Here is a 20,704-nt window from a genome sequence, read left to right on the forward strand (position 1 = left end):
AGAAAAATGCATGAATTTTCTGTGCCTTTTTGGTTAATTTTTGAAGAACATCGTTAGGATTTCCTCCAAAAACAAAATGTTAAATTTTGTTAAAGCTTTTCCGTTTTAGCACACTAAAAAACAAGCATTTATCTTTCGATAGGTTCACAATTTTTGAATTTAATTTATTAAGAAACGATGAATAAATCATGAAGAAATAGGACAAAAAATAGCTTTTGTCAATTAAGTAATCACTTACTTTTTTTTAAAAAACATCTTGTCACATCGTAATTAAAGCTCTATGTTTGTGATGTAAAGGGGAATGAATGATATTAATAAGTGAGCTTCCACTCACGTTTAATAGCCAACTACAAATTACTAAACATGATAGACCGGAAAGTCTTAAAACTACGAAAAGAATTATTCTATCCAATTATAAACTAATTTTGATTAAAGACTTGTCACCATGCCCACGACAAGTCTTTTTTTATGCCTTTTTTCGCCGATATTTTCGAATGCAATATTCGGGTGAAAACTTGCTTTCATTCGAGACATATTCGGGAAATCCATGGACTGTATACGGTACATTTTGCGAAATTTCGGAATGTGTCTCGAATGAGGTCAATATGATGGCTCAAATATATCTTCTACCTTTCTTCCAAGCTGGAAGATTTGCTGAAAAATATTCCAGCCCCGTTAGGGTTGGCCGTTTACAGTCCATCTTTCTTCATTGATTTCATTCCCGCTGGACTACGTCGACAAGTTAAGGTTTTTTTTCATGCTGAGGTTCATCCGAAGTATCTCATCATGCAAGATTTCAAAATCAAAAACATCATGTATTGTATTGGCTTACAGTCACTTTGCCTTCAGCAAGGAATGACAAGGCTTTAGGAAGAAGAACCGTAAAGATTCTTTACGAATTGTTCGGAATCAGTTATTCGCTAAAGAGGGATTCTTCGCGTTGCTCTGAATCTATTTTTTATTTTTTTTAAGGATCGTTGTCATTCCGTAATCGTAAGATGAGGAAACTATTTTTTATTGCTTTGGCCCAATATGAGGGAATTATTAAAAAATATTTCACCTCCGCTAAGGGTTGGCCAATTCAATCAATCAATTTCTACAAAGATATCACCTCTTCCAGGGGTTCCCAATTTATACAAACAACCATCCTTCCGCAGGAAGTCCTTTAGCAATCGGCTCATTTCCTTGACGGAAAAATGATTAGAATGCCGTTGCCCTGTGCGATGGGATTGGCCTTGGAATGCTTTCAAAAGATCCTCCCATCCCCTGTTGGCGAGCGGAGTCGAGCCACATCCTGGTTCAAAAATAGCACTCAAAACACCTCCTTCGCTTGATCGCCAAAGGTTCTTCCAAACATATACTAGTTTATAGAAAAGCCCTATATTTGTAAGAGGAAATGCAATGCAGCTTTCCGCAATCAAATCAAAAGATGGGAACAGAAAGTAAAAGACAACAACGATTTGCTGGAGTAATACAACAAGATCTTGCAGAAATGTTTCAACGTGAGGGCAACTCTTGGGCTCCCGGTGCTTTTATTACCGTTACCAGGGTACGTGTCACTCCTGACTTGGCCATAGCTAGGGTTTATTTGAGCTTCTTGAACACCAAAACTGCCAAGGCAGACATCGATAGCATCAAATCAAAGACTAACGAGATACGCTATAAATTGGGAGCACGGATCAAGAACCAAGCCCGCATCGTTCCACAGTTGGAATTCTTCCTAGATGATACCAACGAATACGTAGAACATATGGACAAGATCTTTGATGAAATCAGCAAGGAACCAAGACAGCCTGAATAGGCAAATCGCTATAGCATGCCGTACTTGTTGGATGAAAACAGATTGGTTTTCCCCCACCCTTCCCTAGCCGATGAAGACGGACTTCTGGCAATTGGTGGCGACCTCAGTGTTGACAGATTGATGTTGGCCTATGAAAACGGCATCTTTCCATGGTACAATGAGGACAGTCCAATATTATGGTACGCACCATTGGAAAGGTTTGTTTTAAGGCCTTCAGAAATGAAGGTTTCCAAAAGCTTGAAGCAGGTCATCAGGTCAAACAGATTTAAAGTTAGCTTTGATACGGATTTTAAAGCTGTCATCGAGACCTGTGCCGATATCCCTAGAAAGGATCAGGATGGGACCTGGATCGTTTCAGATATGCAGAAAGCCTATCTACAGTTGCATGAAGAAGGCTATGCACATAGCGTGGAAGTTTGGCAAGATGATACTTTGGTGGGTGGACTATATGGCGTAAAAATTGGCCATGTTTTCTGCGGAGAGAGTATGTTCTCCTTGGCCCCAAACGCATCAAAGGTTGCCTTATTTCACTTAGCTAAAAATTTTGGGCTTGAATTAATCGATTGTCAGATCCCCTCAGATCATTTGCGCAAAATGGGGGCAGAAATGATCAGTCAACATGAATATTTATCCATTCTAGACGAACAAGAAATTTTGCCTTATGACTTTGAAGGAACACTTTAACCTTCCAAATGATGTTGTTTATCTCAACACACCTGGCAATGGATTGTTGCCGAAGGTAACCTTGGATTGGAGGAAGACCTGGGAGCAGGAATTCTTTGATATCAATTCTAATCTAAGGGATGAACAGCCGGAGTTTATCAATGGAGTTCGGGAGACCGTTGCGGATTTTTTCGGAACAAAAGCAGCGAACACCTTCTTGACCCCTAATTTCTCATTTGGATTTTCCACCTTGGTGGACCTGCTGCCCAAGGACCTGAGCTATTTGGTCCTGGAAGATGAATACCCATCCCTACAATACCCCATAGTCAACAGAAAATTGAAACATACCTCTGTTGCTGTATCGGCGAATGTGGAAGATGAGCTTCAAAAAGCTATTGAGAAGCACAATCCGGATGTTTTGATCCTGAGCTTGGTGCAGTACATATCAGGACTGATGATAGACTTAGATTTTATCAAAAGGATAAAGGCTGAATACCCTAATCTCTGGATCATTGCTGATGGTACCCAATTTTTAGGAACAGGTCCTTTTAATTTTCAGGATTCGGGGATTGATGCCTTGGGGGCTTCTGGTTATAAATGGCTCTTGTCAGGATTTGGGAATGGTTTTATGCTGATCAGCGATGGCTTGAAACTGATGCTGGAAGACCTGAAAGCTGAGGTTCCACTGCCTGAGGTTGCAATGTGGAAACACAAGAGCATCTTGGACACCTTTTTTGAACCTGGTCATCAGGATACCCTAAGCCATGGAACTTTGAAGAGCAGTCTAACTTTCTTGAAAGCACAAGGATTAGAAAATATACAGCAACACATCAAGGAGCTATCGGATGAGGCATACCGACTGTTATTGGAAAGGGATTTGATCCTACCTTATATAGCAGAGCGCTCGGTTCGTTCTTCCTTGATAAATGTGCAGCTCCCTCAGGAGCTTTACCCAAACCTGATGAACATGGGCGTGAAATGTTTTCCGCGTGGAACCGGGATTAGGATAGGAATACACCTTTATAATGATTTAAAGGATATTCATAATTTTGTTAATATTATTGAGAGTTTACGATGAAATTTAAAATAGGAGATTTAGTCAGGTTTGTTGATGAACCCATTGAGGGCCATATTACCGCTTTTTTGAGCAACGGACTTGTTGGGGTGACGGATGACACTGGCTTTGAGATTCCGGTGATGCAAGATAAGATCACCCTAGTCCATGACAACATGCGTATGGAGGAGGATGAGGAACCAACCCAGGTGGTTCAGACGGGGAAATTTATCGAAAAGGGCATATACTTAGCCCTGACCGGTGAACAGAAGGAAGGATTGGTCAAATTCTTTATTGTCAATGAGACTTCCTTTGAATTGTTGGTTACAGTATCTGAATCTGTAGGAAACAAAAGAACAGGGATATTCGCCAATATCGTCCCTGCACGTGAATATAACCAGTTCTATACAGGCAATTTCTCCGCCATCAACAAATGGCCTAATCTGGAATTCCAGATCTTAAGGACCTCAAGAAGACAACACAACGCGTTCCCTCCCATCGAAAAGTCAATCAAGGTAAAACCCCTTGATCTGATCAATTCAAAAGAGAATCTGGAAGTTTTGCCAGAAAAGGCATGGATCTATGAACTGGACAAAGTGGAGGAAAATATTGGTTTAGATAAATTGAAACAGCATTTTATCTCGCATAGGCCGGGGTAGACAGGAGACAATACATATCAGACATCAGGCCCTCGCGCATTAGAGGGGGTTGATTCATTATCCTATGTCGTTGAAGGGGAATATCGAATGGGTTGAACCAGGATTGAAGGGATGGGAGGATAGACCAAGATCAAAATTCCCGTATATATTCGGCATATCTGACAGGAGCGTATTGCATACGTCCGTAACATACTAGCCAGTAAACCATTTTTTTAATTTTAGAGATATAACCCCTTTTGGGGTTCCATTATTTTAGCAGACATGGCGCGTTAGCCTGGAGGTAGCGCAAAAACGATGTTCGATTAATCGAACATCGTTTTTGCATTAACCCTATATTGTTCAATACCTTCATGCTAAAATAATTCATCCCCGATGGGGATTTATGGCGATTAGAAATATCTTCTGGTAAATAAATCTGGGCATGAATGGTTAGAACCACAATTCTACCAAACTTGTAATTGGTACGAAGGAAGACTCTCTGAAAAATGCTGATTTAATGGTAAAAATGATAAGATTTATATCAACGTACTGTTTCTTTACCTTCGATAAAGGGGGACAAAATCTAGGGTTAGTGAACCGTACAGATTCTTCACTATTCGTTCAGAATTGGAATTGTAATAAGAGGGATTCAGAGCGAAGTGAAGAATCTATTTCTTTTTTTTATGAGGATTTTGTCATCGTGAGCACAGCGAACGAACTATTTTCCTTCTAAAAGATGATGTGCAGAAAAAGATTTCATCCCCTGCTGGGGGTTCTATCCCCTATTCGGTCTAAGATCTTGATCCATTCAAGCCTAATAATAAATCTTACCTATTCAATGCCATTCAGGTAGGCGAATGAAAAATTCTTATGTCTACTGTCTTATGTCTACTGTCTATCTTCCACTGTCTTATGATTCTTCTTCCCTACAGAAAACAGAATCAACAAGGCTCCGAACAGCAACACTCCCCAGCCCCATTTGATATTAAGGGTTTTGGAAAGCAGCCCATCGATTAATTTTAGGCCGAGGTAATTGTTGATCTGGAAAAACACCAATATAAAAGAAAGGACTATCCATCCGATGAGCACCCAGGCAGCAATCCGGAAGGGACTTAATTTACGCATAAAGAAAAGCAGGACACATAGGCCGAGCAAACCATTTGTGATCATGAACAAGGCGGTATCAACTTGATAAAGATTCCAATTTGCCTGCAGTGGAACTTTCAGGAATGGGCAGAATATTGCAGAAAAAAACACCACAAAAAATCCTATTAATGCCAAAGGTTTGTTTAAACTTCTCATGATAAAAATTATAGTTCAAAGATGAACATTTGACGGGATTTAGGAAAGAAAATTTGGGATTTAAACTGAATAAAGGCAGAAAAAATGCATGATTTATCGATAATCGTTAAGTATAAACTGTAATTAATGTCATTTATTATCCGCATTAGAAATGATTGTCATCACAATATTAGCGCTTTAACAAACCTATAACACTGTACATCAGATTGTTAACATATTTTTAACACTATTTATAATCGTTCTAAATTCACTGTATTGACACATTCTTGACAATAGCAACGCTGTTTTAATCTACATTTGCAGTACAAAATTATTGGAGAAATAATTAGGCTTTGAAGAATTTAAAAGTTATAGCGTTTACCCATAAACATGTCGATCTAAAAGATTTGGGGAATCTGGTGATATGCAATGAAGAATTGGATAGTCGCCTTATTAACCTAAAAAACAATTTAGATATTCCTGAGATATTCTATATCGGTACTTGTAACCGTGTGGAATTTGTGTTCTATGGAGCGCATGAGTTGAACGATGATTTTGTAGTGCAGTTTTTAGACAGCATGAATTTCTGTGTTCCAGAGGAGCGTATGCAATGTTACTTGGGACAGGTCAACAGATATTCAGGTCTTGACGCCTTGAACCACCTATTCCGCACTTCATGTTCCATGGAGAGTTTGGTAGTTGGCGAAAAAGAAATCCTAGCTCAGATCCGTCGTGCTTACGACCGTTGTAAAGCGGCGGGGTTTACGGGAGATTTCCTGAGACTGATGATGGACCGCTTGGTAAAAACCGCAAAAGAAGTCTATACCTACACCAATATTTCACGCAATCCTATTTCAGTAGTATCCCTAGCTTATCGCAAGCTTCGTGAGGTGAAATTAAAGGACAACCCTAGGATCTTGGTCATTGGATCTGGGGAGACCAACCAAAATTTAGCAAAATACCTTAAAAAACATAAGTACAGTAATTTCACTATTTTCAATAGAACAGTTGCCAATGCGCAGGCATTAGCTGAAGAATTGCAGGCGCCTGTTTATCCTTTGAGCGAATTGAAGAATTACAAAAAGGGATTTGATATGATGATTACCTGTACGGGTGCCCCTGAAGCCATTATCCACGAAGATCTTTACGAGTCTTTATTGAATGGTGAGGAGGATAAAAAGGTAATTGTTGACTTAGCCATTCCAAATGATATTGATGCAGCTGTGATTGCAAAACACCAAATCCACTACATCGAAGTAAGCAGCTTGCAACAGATCGCGGAGAAGAATATCCAAGAGCGTTATGCAGAGCTGGATAATGCTGAAAAAATCATTGAGCAAAACATCAAAGAATTCTTACCGATCCTGAAACAACGTCGCGTTGAGGTTGCTATGAAGGAGGTTCCTGAGAAAATCAAGGAAATCAAAGCCATGGCTTTATCGGAAGTATTTGCCAATGAAGTTGAGCAACTGGACCCACAAGCACGTGAAGTGCTGAATAAGGTCATCAACTATATGGAAAAGAAATATATCAAAGTTCCTATGGTGATGGCGAAAGAGATCTTGGTTAAATCTGCCGAATCAGAAAGCAATTAATATTAAATTTTCTTAAAAATATTCTGATTCTGACATTAAATCATCAGAATTAAGAGGCTATTTCCTTAAATTTGCCTCCGGATTATTCATTTGTAAATCTTTGAACGTGAACAGAAAACTAATTATCGGTACCCGTGGAAGTGAATTGGCACTATGGCAAGCAAACTTTGTAAAGGATCGATTAGCCGAAATATCAATCGAAGCTGAATTAAAAATCATCAAAACCCAAGGGGATATTGTTCAGCATTTAAGACTAGACAAACTTGAAGGAAAAGGATTCTTCACAAAAGAGTTAGAAGAAGAATTGTTGTCTGGCCAAATTGATCTGGCAGTTCATTCACATAAAGATTTACCCACGGTAAATCCTCCAGGATTGATCATTGCGGCAGTTTCAGAACGTGAAGACCCATCGGAATTATTGATTATACACAAAGATTGTGTCGATATCACCAAGCGTCTTTCCTTAAAACATAATGCATCGGTTGGAACCTCTTCTAACAGAAGAAAAGCACAACTCCTATCTCTACGTCCGGACCTCGAATTTGAAGATCTTCGTGGAAACCTTCAAACCCGTGTTCAGAAATTACGTGATGAGAAATATGATGCCATTGTATTGGCTAAGGCTGGGATTGCAAGGATCAACATGGAGCTTTCGGATTTCCATTTGGAGGAGATCGCACCTGTAGAAGTTGTGCCTGCTCCTGCACAAGGGGTATTGGCCATACAGATTCGTGAAAGTGACCAAGAACTGTTTGACATCTTACAACAGATCAACGACAAAGAGGTAGCTGAAGCTATTTCAGTAGAACGTAAAGTTTTGAATTTGTTCGATGCAGGTTGTCATGCACCTCTAGGCAGCTATTGCCGTAAGAAAGATGGCATATTCCAATCTTGGACTTCTATTGCAGATACCAACGAAGACTTTCCTGACCGTGTGTTCTTGGAGTCTGAGACGACAGAGGGAATGGCAGAGAAGATTTTCGCAAAATACCAAAAGGACAGAAAATTACCTTCTTCGGTATTTATCACTAGGGATCTTGCTGAAAATTCGTATTTAGCCCGTTTCCTTAAGAAACATGATATTCAGGTAGACGCCAGATCATTGATCCGCATTTTCCCTACCATCAATAAATTAGATTCCTTCATTTTGAAGCGAGCAGATTGGATCTTCTTCAATTCCAAAAATGCCATTGAACATTTCTTCAAATTGGAACCTTGGATCCTGAAGAAAACAAAGATCGGTGTCTTAGGAAGAGGTTCGGAAGATACTTTGCGCAAATTCAACCGTATTGCTGATTTTTCAGGTGATAACTTAGGTATCGATACGGAAGGAATAGCACAGGAGTTTGCGAAGTTGGTGGATGGTCAGACCGTATTGATCCCACGCGCTGAAGGTTCTTTGCAAACAATCCAGAAAGCATTGACTGAAAATACCAAAATCATCGATATGCCAATCTATGAATCGGTAATCGAAGAAGAAGTGGATAAGAGCAATGCCCAAGTATTGATCTTTACCAGCCCAAGCAATGTGGAAGCTTATTTCCGGGAGAACTTGGCGGATCCTGATCAAAAGATTATCTGTATCGGTTATTCTACAGCCAAAGCTATTGAAGCATTAGGCTTAAAATATACCCTTCCATTCACGCCAGACGAAATTGGATTGGCGGAAGCTGTATTCGGATTAGATTATTAGAAAAAATATAGCGAAGGGGGAATTATCCCCCTTTGCTCTTACATAAAAAAACAAAAACATGTTACACCGTCCTAGAAGAAACAGAAAATCAGCTGTAATCCGCGACATGGTTCAAGAGAACCATCTGTTTGCTGCCAACTTGATTTTCCCATTGTTTATTGTAGATGGAGACAACCAAAAAGTTGAAGTATCCTCCATGCCTGGTATCTACCGCTATTCAATCGATAATTTATTGCGTGAGGTAGAAAGCTGTATGAATTTAGGCTTGAAAGTCTTCGATCTATTCCCAGCTGTGGAAGAATCCCTAAAAGATAAATATGCTACAGAAAGCTACAGAAAAGGCACATTATACTTAAAAGCTATTGAAGCGGTTAAGAAAAACTTCCCTGAAGCTTGTGTAGTTACCGATGTGGCGATGGACCCTTATAGTTCTGATGGTCATGATGGGATTGTTGAAAATGGAGAGATCCTGAACGACGAAACTTTAGAAGTATTGGGTAAAATGGCGTTGGCACATGCAGAAAGTGGTGCTGATATCATTGCTCCATCGGATATGATGGACGGAAGAATTGGTTACCTACGTAATATTTTGGACGAGAACGGATTCAGCAATGTGTCATTGATGTCCTATACGGCAAAATATGCATCGGCATATTATGGTCCTTTCCGTGATGCCTTAGGTTCTGCCCCTAAAAAAGGCGATAAAAAAACCTATCAGATGAACCCTGCAAACAGCAAGGAGGCCTTGATCGAAGCTCAGTTGGATACCCAAGAGGGAGCTGACTTCTTGATGGTAAAGCCAGGATTGCCCTATTTGGACGTCATCAAGTTGTTGAGCGATAATTTTGACCTACCGATTGCAGCATACAATGTTTCCGGTGAATATGCCATGTTGAAAGCTGCCATCGCAAATGGTTGGTTGAGCGAGCAGGTTATCTTGGAAACCCTGATGAGTTTCAAGCGAGCAGGAGCGACATCGATCTTGACCTACCATGCAAAAGAAGTTATTGAAAAAGGCTGGGTAAAATAGACCATAAATCAATTATTTGGCTATTTTTGTAAGCCTATAAAGCGACCATTAAAATATTTTTTCTACAAAATGGAACATACACGAATTAAAGAATTATTAAAATCAGAGGATTTCGGAAAAGAAGTTATTGTTAAAGGGTGGGTTCGTACCTTCCGTAACAATCAATTTATAGCTATCAATGACGGATCTTCAATCAATAATATTCAAGCGGTCATTGATTTTGAAAACACATCGGATGCAATCCTAAAAAGGATTACTACCGGTGCGGCTGTGCGTGTAAAAGGAAATTTGGTAGAATCATTGGGTAAAGGACAGAAAGTAGAGATCAAAGCAACCGATGTTTCTATCATTGGAGACTCGGATCCTGAAAAATTCCCTTTGCAACCGAAGAAACATAGCTTGGAATTCCTTCGTGAGATTGCACATTTGCGTTTCCGCACCGGAACTTTCAACGCCATCTTCAAAGTACGTAATGCCCTGGCATTTGCAGTAAACAAGTTCTTCCAAGAACGTGACTTCGTTTATATGCATACGCCAATCATTACCGGTTCAGATGCTGAAGGTGCTGGGGAAATGTTCCGTGTTACAACTTTGGACCTGAACAATATTCCACGTACAGAAAACGGTGATGTCGATTTTAAAGAAGATTTCTTCGGAAAATCTACTAACCTGACTGTTTCTGGACAGCTTGAAGGTGAGTTGGCGGCATTGGCTTTTGGAAATATCTATACCTTCGGCCCTACTTTTAGAGCTGAAAACTCCAATACGACACGTCACTTGGCTGAATTCTGGATGATCGAGCCGGAAATGGCTTTCTATGAATTGGAAGACAACATGGATCTTGCTGAAGATCTATTGAAATATGTTATCCGTTATGCTTTGGAGCAATGTCCGGAAGAGATTGAATTCTTGAACAACCGTTTATTGGAGGAGGAGAAATCTAAACCTCAGAACGAACGCTCTGAATTGAACCTGATCGAGAAACTAAACTTTGTCATCAACAATGATTTTGAGCGCGTGACTTACACGGAAGCCATCGAGATCTTGTTGAGAAGCAAGCCTAACCAGAAGAAACAATTCAAATACCTGATAGAAAGTTGGGGTGCCGATCTACAGTCGGAGCATGAGCGTTTCTTGGTTGAAAAGCATTTCAAAAAACCTGTCATCCTTACTGATTACCCAAGAGAGATCAAATCTTTCTACATGAAACAGAACCCAGTAGATGCTAACGGAAGACAAACCGTTCGCGCCATGGATATCTTGTTCCCAGGAATCGGTGAAATGGTTGGCGGTTCACAACGTGAAGAAAACTTGGAAAAACTGATCACCAGAATGGGTGAGGTTGGAATTCCTACAGAAGAGATGGAGTGGTTCTTGGATACCCGCCGTTTTGGCTCGGTTCCTCACTCTGGCTTTGGAGTTGGATTTGAAAGGTTGGTATTATTTACCACTGGGATGACCAATATCCGTGATGTCATTCCTTTCCCAAGAACACCAAATAACGCAGAGTTTTAAAAACTAGATAAATTTAAAAAACCGTCAAAACAAACATTATTTTGACGGTTTTTGTTTATTCAGTAATATTGAAACAATTTAATAAACTAATCCATGTTACTAAAAATCTACAATGACAATCCGAATCCAAAGGCTATCGAAGAGGCTGTGGAGATATTAAGAAAAGGAGGCGTGATTATCTATCCAACAGATACGGTATATGGTATTGGTTGCGACATTACAAACCAGAAGGCCATAGAGCGCGTTTGCTCGATCCGCGGACTGAAACCGGACAAGGCTAACCTTTCCTTTATCTGTTATGACCTGACGGATATTTCTCAATATACCAAACCTTTTGACACCACCGTTTTTAGGGTATTGAAAAAAGCATTGCCTGGTCCATTTACCTTTATCTTCAATGCGAGCTCCCAAGTCCCTAAACTGTTGAGCTCTAAAAAGAAAACTGTAGGTATCCGTGTTCCGGACAACAATATTGTCCGTGATATCGTCAAGGAATTGGGTAACCCAATCGTCACTACTTCCATCCATGACGATGATGAGATCATCGAATATTCTACCGACCCTGAATTGATCTATGAGAAATTCGAGGAAAAGGTAGATTTAGTAATCGACGGTGGGTATGGCGACAACGTTCCTTCGACAGTTGTTGATGTGACCTCAGGCGACTTTGAAATCATCCGTGAAGGAAAAGGAGATCTAGAACAATATCTATAGCCTAGACTCCACCCTTTCTTTAATGGCGGCATTGAAGAGTTCAAAGCCCTTCTTGGTATTTCCATGAATCATTTTCCTGAAGAGTGGCACCAGTATTCCTGAAAACTTTTCCCCTTGGATAAGCTGTGTTTGATCGTTTGAAATCCTATTCAGGATAAAATAATGCTCGCCATCAAATAACCCATTGATAAAAAGCTTTCCTTTCCAACGAAGTTCCTGATTGCTTTCTATCTTTAAAAAGATAGGATTCATTTTCATGCTGGTACCACCCGGTTGGGTCAGCAGGACCTGGATCCGTTTGCCAACTTGAGGGGTTCCATAAAATTCAGCGATGCTAGGACTCCATTCCGGATAAGCTTTGAAATCGGCCAATATAGCCCATACAGCTTCTGCAGGAGCATTTATGATAATCTGTGATTCTATCTGTTCTTTCATACCTCAAAGTTAGCCTTGGGGCAGTCAGAAGCACTTGACATTTATCAAGAAGATAATTTATTCCGGATGCGGCTTAATGTTTCTGGGCTCATGCCCAATACAGAGGCAATGTATTGTAAGGGTACCTGATTGAACAGTTGTTTATTCTGTTCAAAGTACTTCAAATAGCGTTCTTCGGCAGATAAAGCTATAAAATCGAATACCCGATGCTCGATCTGCATAAAACATTTCGCGATGAATCTTTTTTCGATCACATTCCAATTGGGTATGGACTGCTGTATATCGAGGTAATCTGACTTATTTAAGGTCCATAGCTTGGTAGGTGTCAATGCCTCAATCGACCAGTTGGAAGGGTTGTCGAAAAAGAAGGAAGCTAAATCCGTGATAAAATAGCCATCACCTCCGATCCATTGCGTCACTTCCTTGCTATCTGTCCATTTAAAAACCCTACAGATACCCTCTTCGATAAAACTCAGCTTTTTACAGGATTTTCCGGTTTCCAGGAACAATTCATTCTTACTGAGCTCCTCGGGGACAAACCTGGAGATAATCAATTCGGCTTGTTCATCAGAAAGTTCGAACATCTGTAATAACTGCTGTTTAAATTTCATGAGCCTTCCATTTTAAGTTGAGTCTGACGTCTTCTTTCATAAATATAGGCAATATTAAAAATGACTACAGCTATAAATATCATCCCAAAGGCTATGATTTGGGCCGTATTGATAGACTCCTTGTAATATAGAACTGCCAGAAAGAAACTGATGATCGGGTTAAGGTACAGCAATATGCCCACTACAGAGGAGTCTAGCCCCTTCAGGGCATAGATATTCAAGAACAGTGGAATAATGGTATATCCAATGGCAATGATGAGGATATAGGTATAAAACTCATCGTTCTTGGGAACGGAGCTGTCCACAACATAAAGGATCGGCAGCAATAAAATAGTGCTGACCAAAATATGGATGGTCAGGGTAAAGAATTTATCAAGCTTGAATTTATTCTTTTGCAGGACAAGATAGCCTGCATAGGAAAGTGCGATGATGAAGCTATAGAAAAGGTCAAGAAAATGCCCATAAGCCAATAGGATACAACTAACGATGCTGAGGCCTACAGCAAACCATTGTCCTTTGTTGAGTCGTTCCTTGAGGAAAATACTGGCCAATACGGTTGTCAATATGGGGCAAATGAGATAGGCCAAGGAAGTTGCATTGACGCTGACTGCATTCATCACATAAATAAACAGGAACCAGTTCATCCCCAAGAGGACGGCACTTGCCAGTACATTGACAAGGAGTTGTTTTCTTTCTGTGGAATTGCTGGTTTTAAGGTATTGTATACTGGCTAGGGTCTGTTTTCTTCGGAAGATAAAACAGGCCAATAGTATGCATACTGAGGCAAATAGGACACGGTGGATTAATATATCGAGGGCTCCATAGTCACTGAGAGGCTTCAAGACCAAGGCGAATGTTCCCCAGATGATAAAGCCTGTCAATGCTGACAGGTAATATTTCATATTATAGATAAAGAGTAAAAGCCTTAAAGAATAACGAACTCTTCGATGACCACCTTTCCAACGTATTCATTGACACGTCCGATAATCTGTCTGCGCATCATGGCCAGTTCATTCTTGATGACCGCTGATTCTACGCGTACAAACAATTTCTTATCTCTAATATAAATCTGTTGGGTTCGGTTGGCGATTGCACTTCCAATAAGCTCAGGCCAGGCGGTAACAATTGAGGTTTCATCGAATTTACGTCTGAGACGGTATACATCCAATAACTTCTCCACTGCTTGTTTGATGGTTACATCATCACTTCTCCTAAATGCATCATCATTATACTTCGCCATTGATCTGACCTCCTTGTATGTCAAAGATACGAATTGGCTTTCCTATTTCTTGAAATATTTTCCTTATTCTGTCGGAGTCCGTATCAGTCAGGAAGATCTGTCCAAATTCGTCTTCAGACACTAATTGCATCAGTTTTTTGGTCCGCTGTTCATCTAGCTTATCAAAGATATCGTCCAGCAACAGGAGGGGCTTATATTGCTTCCTGTTTTTCAGAAAAGCATATTGAGCCAACTTCAGAGCGATCAAGAAAGACTTTTGCTGCCCTTGGGAGCCAAACTTCTTTAATGGCATTCCTTCATGGATGCTAAACTGTAGATCGTCTTTGTGAATCCCGACAGTCGTGCGCTCCAAAGCCCTATCCTTTTCCAAATGCTTGTTGAGAAGGTCCAAGAAATCTTGGTCTTGAAGTTGAGATTCATAGACTAGGTCTACCTGCTCGACATCATCGGAAAGAAATTGATAGTAGCGACGGAATTCCGGAAGGAACTCCTCCATAAACTTCTGCCTGCGTGAAAATATCTTTTCCCCGGCTTCCACGAGCTGTAGGTTGAGAACTTCAAGTAGTCCTTTGTCAAAAACGCCAGTTTCACGGATGTTCTTCAGGATGATATTGCGGTTCAATAGAATCCTGTTGTAGGTAATCAGGATGTCTAGGTATTGATTGTCGGTTTGCGATATCACATTATCGACAAACTTCCTTCGCTCCTCACTCCCATCCATGATAATAAAGCTATCATTCGGTGAGATCATGACCAAAGGGAACTGCCCAATATGATCGGCTAAACGACCATATTCTTTCTTGTTCTTCTTGAACTGCTTTTTCTGATTTCTTTTGATGCTACAGGAAACGGCATCCAATACGGTTTCCTTATCAAATTGCCCTTGTACCATAAACCAATCCTCTCCTTTTTTGATATGCTGGGAGTCAATGGGATTAAAATAGGATTTGCAAAGTGATAGATAGTGAATAGCATCCAATAGATTAGTCTTCCCCGAACCATTCTGCCCTGTAAAGGCATTGGTGTCTGGCAGAAAATCTAATGAAGATTCAGTGTAGTTCTTAAAATTTAAAACGGATAGATGTTTTAGCCACATAGCAACACAAAGATATGCTTTTTCGTCGGGCTATGCTTTATTTTACCTCTTCAAAGTCAATAAACTCACCTGCAGTTTCCGTACCTTTTCTGGAATTGTTTTCTTTCGGAGGAGTATATTCCACACGAACTTTTCCGTCAGGACGTTGCTGTTGCTTAAACTGTGAAAAAGGATCGTTATAGTTTTGTTGATTTGGACCTTGATTAGCATATTGTCCTTGGGCGCCATTCATGATTTTCTCTGCCACCTTCTTCATAAAGAAAGGCATCAGAAGACGCACACCAATTTTAAATAGGTAGTAAAATATAACTGCTGATATAAGGAAATATATAAATGTCATTTTTAAATGCTTTTCATCAAATTTAACAAATAATCGAAATGAAAGTTTAAGAGATTGTCAAGTAAATCTCAGTTAACATTTTTTTACTTTTCTGCTTTAGCTTTCAAAACAGCCTGAAGAAGCTGGGTAGGATGCTGTGAACCAATTACATAAACCAATCCGTCGTTATCTGTAAGCCATAATGCTTCCTTACCACCTGAATAGAATCTGATTTTGCCATTCTTGTGCAGGTTATAAACGGGGTTGTTAAAAAAGAAGGTGGAATACCTATCCTTTTCAATCTTCTTGATGGAGTTAAGATCGATCTTCACCAAACTGGTGGTCCAGAGCCCGCTTAAGATGATATGAGTCTTGGTAACTGTGGTCCGATAACTGACCATGTAGAGCATGATGATGGAAACGATCAGGATTCCAACCCCCACGATAAAGAACAGTTGTTGAGAGACAACATGTTCCCAGTTGATGTAATAGGCAACAAAGCAAAACAATGCTAAGATCAATCGTACGCTAATCCAAGTCCAATCCCTTCCTAGATATTGTTTTTCTTGAAATAAGCTTTGTTCTTCTTCCATATTTGCTATTTGTATACTAAAGTAAGTACTTTCTTTGTATTTTCTGTCACTTTAAAGCGATTATCTAAGCGCATACCCACTATCCAAATCAATTGCCCATCGGCATTGACCAAAATTGGGACTCCCTCCTTTTGAAAGCGGTTCAGCTTTTTCTGGATGAAATAATCACTTAGCTTTTTTGAACCTTCCATCCCCAAGGGTTTAAAGGTATCTCCTATTTGCCAAGGCCTTAATACCAATGGAAACTTGATCAAATCCGCATCGACTTGGACTTGGTTTTCATCTCGCTCAATTTCCATTCCTTGCGATTCGACAATGAAAAAGCCCTTGTGGTTATAATTCACCTTCGCATGAAGGTTTTCAATGGTTATAGCTACTGGACTGTCAATGACCTTTTCCCTAAGGATTAACTCATCTCGATCCAATAGAAGTTCATGACTAGAGGATTCAAATATCTGTCCCATTCCCCTATCAAGGACTGTGATGAGATCATCAGTTACATTTCTCTGGAAATTATAAGGCTTGAATAGTTCAAAGATGAGAAAGGGGTCGCTTGCATGGACTTGCAGGGCCTCAAGTCGGATCTTTATTTGATTTCCTTCATTTCGGAAAATAAGCTTCCGGATAACATTCACCTGATTCTGGATAAAGTGTTGGCTTTCCTCAAAATGTTTGATGTTCTGTTCTAGGATAGCTTCAAAGTCTGGTTGGATCTCCTTAAACTTAGGAATGATCTCCAACCTTATTTTGTTCCTCGCATATTTGGTTGAGAAATTGGACTGGTCATCTCTATAGGGAACTTGTAAGTTTTGGACTTCAAGAGCGACTTCATTGGCCGATAGAAAAAGGATAGGGCGAATAATAAGCCCTCGCTTAGCTTGAATACCTAGAAGTCCTTGGATTCCGGTTGATCGTGTTAAATTAAACAACATGGTTTCCAGATGGTCATTGGCATGCTGAGCAATGGCAATCTTTTGACAAGTTTCTTCGATTAGCAATTCCTCAAACCATTGATATCGGAGTTCACGAGCAGCCATTTGAATTGAGACTTTATGTTGAGTGGCGTAATCTTCCGTATCAAATTTCTTTACAAATACTGGATATCCTAATTCTTTTGCATAATCTACGACTAATGCCTCATCCTTGTCAGATTCCTCTCCGCGCAATTGAAAATTACAATGGGCTATTATGCAGTTCATCTTTAAATCATGAAACAACCTAGCCATCAACATGGAATCCTTTCCGCCACTGACGGCCAAGAGAATCTTATCATTCCTGTCAAGGAGTTCCTTTTCGATGATAAACTGTTTTAATCTTTCTGAAACTGACATAGTCCAAAATTACAGATTATAAATAATCTTGTGTTAGAGGCATTAAAATTTATTGTTTAACAATTTTTTGCTAATTAATTCTATATTTTTGCGCTTGTGAGATACCTATTAGTACTATTAATAAGCGTGATATGCCTGTCTGCCTATGCACAGGACGAGTTTACACCCGTGAATGCTGGCGCGGACAATGCTCCTATGCGCTTGGTATCTTCATCCAGCAGTAGATTTATCAATCAGAAAATATTAAGGAGTTACAACGCTGTCTATGAGCATAAAGGATCAACCTTAGCAGCGGACAGTGGTGACCTTTATAAAGATGATATTGGCAATGAGTTCTTTGAGGCCCATGGTAATATCGTCATTACCCAGCCTTCGGGTACTGTAATCCAAGGTACACATCTTCATTACGATGCATCTTCACAACATGCCGTGCTGACCAAAAACGTGAAAATGGTTGATGACCAGAGTACACTGACCACCAACTACCTGACTTACAACCTAAGAAGCCAGCAAGGAACATATACCGGTGGCGGTAGGATTGTTGGGCAAGGAGACACCATCACTTCCCAAAGGGCTTACTACTTTGAAAATACCAAGGATGCCTATTTCAACAACAAAGTCGTTGTGAGAAATGAAAGCACCATTATCTATACGGACTCCATGCAGTATAATACCATGTACAGAGATGCTTTTTTCTTTGGCCCAACGACCATCAATGGTAGAAAAGGCGAAAAACTTTACACAGAAAAAGGAACCTACAATACGGCTTTTGGAGTTGCAAAATTCAACAAGAACAATCTTTATACGGAAGGTAGCCGGTTCTTAAAAGGCGACAGTTTGTTTTACGATAGAGACAAAGGTATTGGTGAAGCTTTTCGAAATGTATTGTTTGTAGATACCTTAGATAAGTTCTATGCCAGCGGGGAATACGGAAAATACCTAGAGAGCGACCAATCTATCCTGATGACCGATAAGCCATTGATCAAATACGTGGTCAGGACAGACTCTACGGATAATTCCCAAGACTCTGTACAGGTGGATACTGTGAACCGGGAAAACCTTTCCAGAAGAGAATTAAGAAGACTTGAAAAGGCAGAAGAGAAGGAACGCGAGAAAATAGAAGAAGCAGAGAAGGAAAAACAAGAGGAATTAAAAAACGCGGCAATAAAACCGGTGGAAACCGATAGTATAGCCCCTCCTCCAGTCCGACAGACAAGTAAAATTGATACAGCTTATATGACCGCGGACACCTTATTTTCTAAAGTCATATTTGTCAGGGATTATAAACCCCTGGACCTTAAGCTAGATAGGGATGGTGGCCAACTGGAAGATACTACGGAAGTGGATTATGGCGACATCGATCAGGTTGATCTATTTGAAACCGGTGATTCTACCGAAGTTGGCAATGTGGGAACGAAGGAATTGACGAAAGTTGGCCCTGTTAAAAAAGAGCCTGCGGACAATAAACAGGGAGCAAAGAAACCTGCCAATAAACCTGCAGCAAAACCAAAGCCTGTGGATGCCGCAACCATCCAAGCCACTAGCAAGGCCGATAGCGTATTGCGTAGAAATGCCGTCATGCCAACGGGACAAGAACAAGATAGCCTGATGCGGAAAGCTCTGCAGTCCGCCCAAACTGCTGATACATTATTGAAGGACTCGACCGAAATCTACGCCGATACGGCAAGAACCAGAATTGTGAAGGCCTATTATAATGTGCGGGTATTCAAATCTGACTTACAAGCTGTAGCAGACTCTGTTTATTATGGTATGGTAGACTCCATGTTCCGATTTATGGGCTCCCCGATGATCTGGTCAGAGGGATCACAGATCAATGCTGACACCATCTATATGCAGATCAAGAATAATAAAATGGACAATGCCCTATTAAAGGACAATGCATTTATGGTGAATGCGGTGTTGGATACTTTGAAATTCAACCAGCTTAAGGGAAGGAAAATCACGGCCTTCTTTGCCAATAATAATATTGATCGTCTTTTTGTTGACGGAAATGCGGAAAACTTGGTCTTTACCACCAATGACAAAACTAATACGATTACAGAGATGTTCCATGACCGAAGTAGCCGTATTAAGGTCAAGATGGAGGGCAAGAAAGTAATTGACTATGTATCTATCCGTAAAGTAGACCAAAAAGTCTATCCATTTAGGTTAGTCACCCAAGAAATAGAGGTATTACCAGGATTCCAATGGAAGCCGGAGGATCGACCGAAATCTGTAGAAGATATGTTGAACCGCAAGAGGACCAAAGCAGCCCCTGTAACCGATCAAAAAGGAAGTCCTGGAGAGAATGGCAACCCTAATGGGGATACTGTATCTGAGCCCGATGTAAAGGCCGATGGAAATACTGTAACTCCAAAATCGAGTTCAGAAAAGAAACCTTTGGCTCCTACTCAGGACTCAAAACCAACGCTGACGCCTCAAAGCAAACCGACTACTCCAGCGGATAGTACCTTAAAACTGAAGCCTGATAGCACCTTGAAAGTTCAACCAGAATCGGTAATTAAAGTAAAGCAAGACAGTACAATCAAAAAATAAACAGGAATTTCCTTCTCCTTTCTTTTTTCCTAACATAGCGCATTTATTATTGCCAAATAATTAACCTACACCCTATTGTATTGCTTTTCCTATATAAATACCTGAAAAACAAAACCAAAACTTCAAAAAACATATTGTTTTTTCCCGATGTTACATTTATGGTATTAATTAGTTAATTTTTGAATTAAAGCGAAATTATAACACAAAAACTATAAAAAACACCATCAAGTGCTGTGATTTAAATAATTCGACTCTTTTTATCTCCTATCATTCCATTATTAAACTAAAGGTTTTAATTAGCGGAAAATATTGCAATATTTTTAGAAATATTAAAGTAAATATGGTTAATAATCATAATTATTAAAGAAATCAAATATCCTTTTAGGTTTATTTTTATTAAATAATTTAAAATTAAGCATTTGATAAATTAAATATTTTAAACATCTTCATTTCATAAGTCCTTACAGGACATTTAAATAACGACCAATAAATATTAACCTACATAATATTGTATGTAGATTAATTTTTAACTAAAACCA

Annotated in this window: 19 protein-coding genes; 10 read left to right on the top strand and 9 right to left on the bottom strand. The window is 39.8% G+C overall.

Annotation, left to right across the window (positions count from 1 at the left end):
- Positions 1 to 1,429 precede the first annotated feature (1,429 nt).
- The 4 genes from rbfA to NLF99_RS01295 are packed head-to-tail and all read left to right on the top strand — an operon-like array spanning position 1,430 to position 4,177.
- Complete coding sequence (gene rbfA / locus NLF99_RS01280; RefSeq protein WP_185211221.1) at positions 1,430 to 1,801, top strand: 30S ribosome-binding factor RbfA; 372 nt, start codon at positions 1,430 to 1,432, stop codon at positions 1,799 to 1,801.
- 15 nt (positions 1,802 to 1,816) lie between these two features.
- Positions 1,817 to 2,485: a leucyl/phenylalanyl-tRNA--protein transferase gene (gene aat, locus NLF99_RS01285; protein ID WP_254526479.1), complete on the top strand. Its 669-nt coding sequence runs from the start codon at positions 1,817 to 1,819 to the stop codon at positions 2,483 to 2,485.
- Entirely contained in the window at positions 2,463 to 3,542 is a 1,080-nt protein-coding gene (locus NLF99_RS01290) for an aminotransferase class V-fold PLP-dependent enzyme (RefSeq protein WP_254526480.1), read from the top strand. The genes aat and NLF99_RS01290 overlap by 23 nt, the downstream gene beginning before the upstream one ends.
- Positions 3,539 to 4,177 carry a hypothetical protein gene (locus tag NLF99_RS01295; RefSeq protein WP_254526481.1) on the top strand — a complete coding sequence of 213 codons (639 nt, stop codon included), beginning with the start codon at positions 3,539 to 3,541 and terminating at the stop codon, positions 4,175 to 4,177. Before NLF99_RS01290 ends, NLF99_RS01295 begins: the two co-directional genes overlap by 4 nt.
- 867 nt (positions 4,178 to 5,044) lie before the next feature.
- Here NLF99_RS01295 and NLF99_RS01300 read toward each other — a convergent pair.
- A complete protein-coding gene (locus NLF99_RS01300) occupies positions 5,045 to 5,458 on the bottom strand; it encodes a hypothetical protein (protein ID WP_185211225.1) in 414 nt (137 codons plus the stop codon).
- A 332-nt stretch (positions 5,459 to 5,790) separates the two neighbouring features.
- On the opposite strand from NLF99_RS01300, the gene hemA reads away from it, so the two are divergent.
- The 5 genes from hemA to NLF99_RS01325 all read left to right on the top strand — a co-directional run bounded on the left by hemA (position 5,791) and on the right by NLF99_RS01325 (position 11,984).
- Positions 5,791 to 7,032 carry a glutamyl-tRNA reductase gene (gene hemA, locus NLF99_RS01305; protein ID WP_254526482.1) on the top strand — a complete coding sequence of 414 codons (1,242 nt, stop codon included), beginning with the start codon at positions 5,791 to 5,793 and terminating at the stop codon, positions 7,030 to 7,032.
- A gap of 106 nt (positions 7,033 to 7,138) precedes the next feature.
- Positions 7,139 to 8,725: a hydroxymethylbilane synthase gene (gene hemC / locus NLF99_RS01310; RefSeq protein WP_254526483.1), complete on the top strand. Its 1,587-nt coding sequence runs from the start codon at positions 7,139 to 7,141 to the stop codon at positions 8,723 to 8,725.
- Between the two features lie 58 nt (positions 8,726 to 8,783).
- Entirely contained in the window at positions 8,784 to 9,755 is a 972-nt protein-coding gene (gene hemB, locus NLF99_RS01315; RefSeq protein WP_254526484.1) for a porphobilinogen synthase, read from the top strand.
- A 69-nt stretch (positions 9,756 to 9,824) separates the two neighbouring features.
- Positions 9,825 to 11,270 (top strand): asparagine--tRNA ligase, encoded by a 1,446-nt coding sequence (gene asnS, locus NLF99_RS01320; protein WP_254526485.1) that lies wholly within the window; start codon positions 9,825 to 9,827, stop codon positions 11,268 to 11,270.
- A gap of 93 nt (positions 11,271 to 11,363) precedes the next feature.
- A complete protein-coding gene (locus tag NLF99_RS01325; RefSeq protein ID WP_093101542.1) occupies positions 11,364 to 11,984 on the top strand; it encodes an L-threonylcarbamoyladenylate synthase in 621 nt (206 codons plus the stop codon).
- Here the strand turns inward: NLF99_RS01325 and NLF99_RS01330 are convergent.
- The 8 genes from NLF99_RS01330 to tilS form a co-directional block, all read right to left on the bottom strand.
- The gene (locus NLF99_RS01330; RefSeq protein WP_254526486.1) at positions 11,979 to 12,419 is read right to left on the bottom strand and encodes an SRPBCC domain-containing protein; all 441 of its coding nucleotides are present in this window, start codon (positions 12,417 to 12,419) and stop codon (positions 11,979 to 11,981) included. The genes NLF99_RS01325 and NLF99_RS01330 overlap by 6 nt on opposite strands.
- Before the next feature lie 44 nt (positions 12,420 to 12,463).
- A complete protein-coding gene (locus tag NLF99_RS01335; RefSeq protein ID WP_254526487.1) occupies positions 12,464 to 13,030 on the bottom strand; it encodes a Crp/Fnr family transcriptional regulator in 567 nt (188 codons plus the stop codon).
- Positions 13,027 to 13,932: an EamA family transporter gene (locus NLF99_RS01340; RefSeq protein ID WP_254526488.1), complete on the bottom strand. Its 906-nt coding sequence runs from the start codon at positions 13,930 to 13,932 to the stop codon at positions 13,027 to 13,029. Before NLF99_RS01340 ends, NLF99_RS01335 begins: the two co-directional genes overlap by 4 nt.
- 23 nt (positions 13,933 to 13,955) lie before the next feature.
- A complete protein-coding gene (locus NLF99_RS01345) occupies positions 13,956 to 14,270 on the bottom strand; it encodes a DUF721 domain-containing protein (protein ID WP_093101548.1) in 315 nt (104 codons plus the stop codon).
- Positions 14,257 to 15,366 carry a DNA replication/repair protein RecF gene (locus NLF99_RS01350; RefSeq protein ID WP_185211231.1) on the bottom strand — a complete coding sequence of 370 codons (1,110 nt, stop codon included), beginning with the start codon at positions 15,364 to 15,366 and terminating at the stop codon, positions 14,257 to 14,259. Before NLF99_RS01350 ends, NLF99_RS01345 begins: the two co-directional genes overlap by 14 nt.
- A 37-nt stretch (positions 15,367 to 15,403) precedes the next feature.
- Positions 15,404 to 15,706 carry a DUF4834 family protein gene (locus NLF99_RS01355; RefSeq protein WP_185211232.1) on the bottom strand — a complete coding sequence of 101 codons (303 nt, stop codon included), beginning with the start codon at positions 15,704 to 15,706 and terminating at the stop codon, positions 15,404 to 15,406.
- An 83-nt stretch (positions 15,707 to 15,789) separates the two neighbouring features.
- Positions 15,790 to 16,278, bottom strand: coding sequence for a hypothetical protein (locus NLF99_RS01360; protein ID WP_254526489.1), 489 nt, complete (start codon positions 16,276 to 16,278; stop codon positions 15,790 to 15,792).
- 5 nt (positions 16,279 to 16,283) lie between these two features.
- Positions 16,284 to 17,609, bottom strand: a complete 1,326-nt coding sequence (gene tilS, locus NLF99_RS01365; RefSeq protein ID WP_254526490.1) for a tRNA lysidine(34) synthetase TilS — start codon at positions 17,607 to 17,609, stop codon at positions 16,284 to 16,286.
- A gap of 96 nt (positions 17,610 to 17,705) precedes the next feature.
- Between tilS and NLF99_RS01370 the strand changes: the two genes are divergently transcribed.
- Positions 17,706 to 20,165 (top strand): OstA-like protein, encoded by a 2,460-nt coding sequence (locus NLF99_RS01370; protein WP_254526491.1) that lies wholly within the window; start codon positions 17,706 to 17,708, stop codon positions 20,163 to 20,165.
- Positions 20,166 to 20,704 lie beyond the last annotated feature (539 nt).

The sequence above is a fragment of the Sphingobacterium sp. LZ11T8 genome (genome assembly GCF_024261425.1).
GTDB lineage: Bacteria > Bacteroidota > Bacteroidia > Sphingobacteriales > Sphingobacteriaceae > Sphingobacterium.